Source organism: Actinotalea ferrariae, from assembly GCF_019733465.1.
Taxonomy (GTDB): Bacteria; Actinomycetota; Actinomycetes; order Actinomycetales; family Cellulomonadaceae; genus Actinotalea; species Actinotalea ferrariae_A.
Map to the genome: position 1 here is coordinate 1 of NZ_JACVQL010000227.1, position 3396 is coordinate 3396.

Here is a 3396-nt window from a genome sequence, read left to right on the forward strand (position 1 = left end):
ACGCCGGCGTGCACGAGCTCGGCCGCCTCGTCCGCGAGCAGCCCGTGCGCGAGCGTGCCGCCCGCGTCGGTGCCGAGCAGGAGCGGGACGCCCGCGTCGTGCAGGTCGCGCACGTGCGCGTGCCGCCGCGCGTGCATGCGCCGCATGCGGGCGGCGTAGACCGGGTACCGGACGGCCTGCGCGGCGATGCTCTCGAAGAGCCCGACCTGCAGCAGCGTCGGGACCACCGGCACCCCGCGGCGCGCGACCTCGGCGATCAGGTCGGGCGTCAGACCGGTGCCGTGCTCGATGCAGTCGATGCCCGCCGCCAGGAGCCCCGGGAGCGCCTCGGTCGAGAAGGTGTGGGCCGTCACGCGGGCGCCGCGCTCGTGCGCGACGCGGACCGCCTCGGCGAGCACGTCGTCCGGCCAGAGCGGGCGCAGGTCGCCCTCGGGGCCGAGGTCGCGGTCGATCCAGTCCGCGACGATCTTGACCCAGCCGTCGCCCCGCGCGGCCTCCCCCGCGACGGCGGCCGGCAGGTCGGCGACGTCGTCGAGCTCGCGGCCGTAGTGGCGCAGGTACCGCTTGGGCCGGGCCAGGTGCTGCCCCGCGCGCAGGATGCGCGGCAGGTCCGCGCGCGCGTCGACCCAGCGGGTGTCCGCGGGCGACCCGGCGTCGCGGATGAGCAGCGTGCCGGCGTCGCGGTCGGCGAGCGCCTGCGCCTCGGCGACCTCGTGGCTCACCGCACCGTCGGGGCCGAGGCCGATGTGGCAGTGCACGTCGACGAGCCCGGGCAGCACCCAGCCGTCGATCGTCGTCGTCGCGCCCGCGGCGCGGCGGCCGCGCGGTGGGTCGAAGGTGAGCCGACCGTCGACGACCCAGACCTCGTCGCGCTCGGTCTCGTCGTCGACGACGACGCGTCCGCGCAGGTGCAGCACGCCGACCCTCAGCGGCCGAGGAGCTTGTCGAGACCGGGCGGGAGCTGGAGCGAGGCCGGGTCCGGCTCCGCGGGTGCCTGCTGACCGAGGCCGAAGGCCGAGCCCGCGGGACCCTTGGGGGCCAGGCCGGCGGCACGGGCCGCGGCCTCGCGCTCCTGCTGCGCGCGCTTGGCGGGGTTGCCCGACTTCGCCTTGCCCTTCTTGGCCGGCGGCGCCGTGCGGCCCCGGGCCTTCTTGCCGCCCATCCCGGGCAGGTTGCCCATGCCGGGCACGGGCATGCCGCCGCCGCGGGCCATCTGCTTCATCATCTTCTGCGCGCCCGCGAAGCGTTCGAGCAGCTGGTTGACGTCGGTCGTCGTCGTGCCCGACCCGCGCGCGATGCGGGCGCGCCGCGACCCGTTGATGATCTTCGGCGCGCGGCGCTCGGCGGGCGTCATCGAGCGGACGATGGCCTCGATCCGGTCGACCTCGCGCTCGTCGAAGTTCTCGATCGCGTCGCGCATCTGGCCCATGCCCGGGAGCATCCCGAGCATCTTCTTCATCGAGCCCATCTGGCGCAGGCCCTGCATCTGGACGAGGAAGTCCTCGAGCGTGAAGTCCTCGCCGCTCGCGAGCTTGCCCGCCATCGCGTCGGCCTGCTCGGCGTCGAACGCCTTCTCGGCCTGCTCGATGAGCGACAGGACGTCGCCCATGTCGAGGATGCGCGAGGCCATCCGGTCGGGGTGGAACACCTCGAAGTCGGTGAGCTTCTCGCCCGTCGACGCGAAGAGGATCGGACGTCCGGTCACGCTCGCGACGGACAGCGCGGCGCCGCCACGTGCGTCGCCGTCGAGCTTCGACAGCACGACACCCGTGAAGCCCACGCCGTCGGCGAAGGACTGCGCCGTGGTGACGGCGTCCTGGCCGATCATCGCGTCGATGACGAAGAGGATCTCGTCCGGCTGCACGGCGTCACGGATGTCCGCGGCCTGCTGCATCATGTCCGCGTCGACGCCGAGGCGGCCCGCGGTGTCGACGATGACGACGTCGTGCTGGCGGCTGCGGGCGAGCGCGACGCCCTCGCGTGCGACGGCGACCGGGTCCCCCGCGGGCGACGACAGCTCGTAGCCCTCCTGGGCCCCCGGGTGCGGCGCGTGCACCGGCACCCCGGCCCGCTCGCCCACGACCTGGAGCTGCGTCACGGCGTTCGGGCGCTGGAGGTCCGCCGCGACGAGCATCGGCGTGTGCCCCTGCCCGCGCAGGTGGTGCGCGAGCTTGCCCGCGAGCGTCGTCTTGCCCGCGCCCTGGAGGCCGGCGAGCAGGATGACGGTGGGCGGGTTCTTGGCGAACCGCAGCGGCCGCTGCTCGCCGCCGAGCACGCCGACCAGCTCGTCGTTGACGATCTTGACGACCTGCTGGGCCGGGTTCAGCGCACCCGAGACCTCGACCGACAGCGCGCGCTCGCGCACGCGCCCCGTGAACGCACGGACGACGCCGACCGCCACGTCGGCGTCGAGGAGGGCGCGCCGGATCTCCCGGACGGTCGCGTCGATGTCGGCCTCGGAGAGCCGCCCCTTGGATCGGAGGTTCTTGAAGGTCGACGTCAGGCGGTCGGACAGCGTGGCGAACACGGATGGGACCTCACGGCGTGGGGACGGTGCAGGGACACTCAGGGTACCCGCCGAGCCCGGCCCGCCCCCGCCGCGAGGCGCGCGGCGGCACGCGCCGTGAGCTCGTCGACCAGGCGGGCGCGCCACGGCGTCCACGTCGCCGGTCCCGCCGCCGAGGCGTCCGCCTCGGTGAGCGCGCGCAGGACGGCGAGCAGGTCGGCGCGTCCGTCGACCGCGGACAGCAGCTCGTCGACCGTCGCCGGGTCGTCCGGGTCGCGCTGCGTCGCGAGCATCGCGAGCGTGAGGTGGTGCCGGACGAGCAGGGCCACGTCCCGGCTACGCTCCGGCTCGAAGCCCATCCGCCCGAGCATCCCGGGGACGAGGGCGGCGCCCTCCGCGCTGTGGTCCTCGGCCCCCGGCCGCTTCCCGATGTCGTGCAGGAGCGCGGCGAGCAGCAGGAGCTCGGGGTCGTCGACGGCGCGGCGCGTGCGCGAGGCGCGCGCCACGGTCTCGACGAGGTGCCGGTCGACGGTGTGCCGGTGGATCGGCGACCGCTGCGGCCGGTTGCGCACCGCGGCCCACTCCGGCATCCAGGACGTCACCACCCCGGCGAGGTCGAGCGTCTCCCACACGGGCACCTGCGCCGGACCGCTCGCGAGCAGCGCCAGCAGGTGGCCGCGCGCCACGGCCGGCCACGGCTCGGGCAGCGCCGGCGTCCGCGCGATGCTCGCGACGGTGACGGGCGACAGCGGCAGGCCGGTGCGCGCGGACGTCGCTGCGGCGCGCAGGCCGAGCAGCGCGTCGTCCTCCGGACGCGTGCCCGCGGCCAGCACGAGCTCGCCGTCGTGCTCGACGAGGCCGTCGCCGACGGACCGCAGCCGCGGCGCGGT

General features: G+C 75.6%; 3 protein-coding genes. All 3 read right to left on the bottom strand.

Annotation, left to right across the window (positions count from 1 at the left end; genetic code table 11):
• A partial coding sequence (locus tag ICW40_RS16370) for an amidohydrolase family protein (RefSeq protein ID WP_308121864.1) occupies window positions 1–917 on the bottom strand: 917 nt, incomplete at its 3' end.
• An 8-nt stretch (window positions 918–925) separates the two neighbouring features.
• On the bottom strand, window positions 926–2527 hold the full coding sequence (gene ffh, locus ICW40_RS16375; RefSeq protein ID WP_221655080.1) for a signal recognition particle protein: 1602 nt from the start codon (window positions 2525–2527) through the stop codon (window positions 926–928).
• A gap of 38 nt (window positions 2528–2565) precedes the next feature.
• Window positions 2566–3396, bottom strand: an 831-nt coding sequence (locus tag ICW40_RS16380) for an HD domain-containing protein (protein ID WP_221655081.1), incomplete at its 5' end; no start/stop codon positions are given.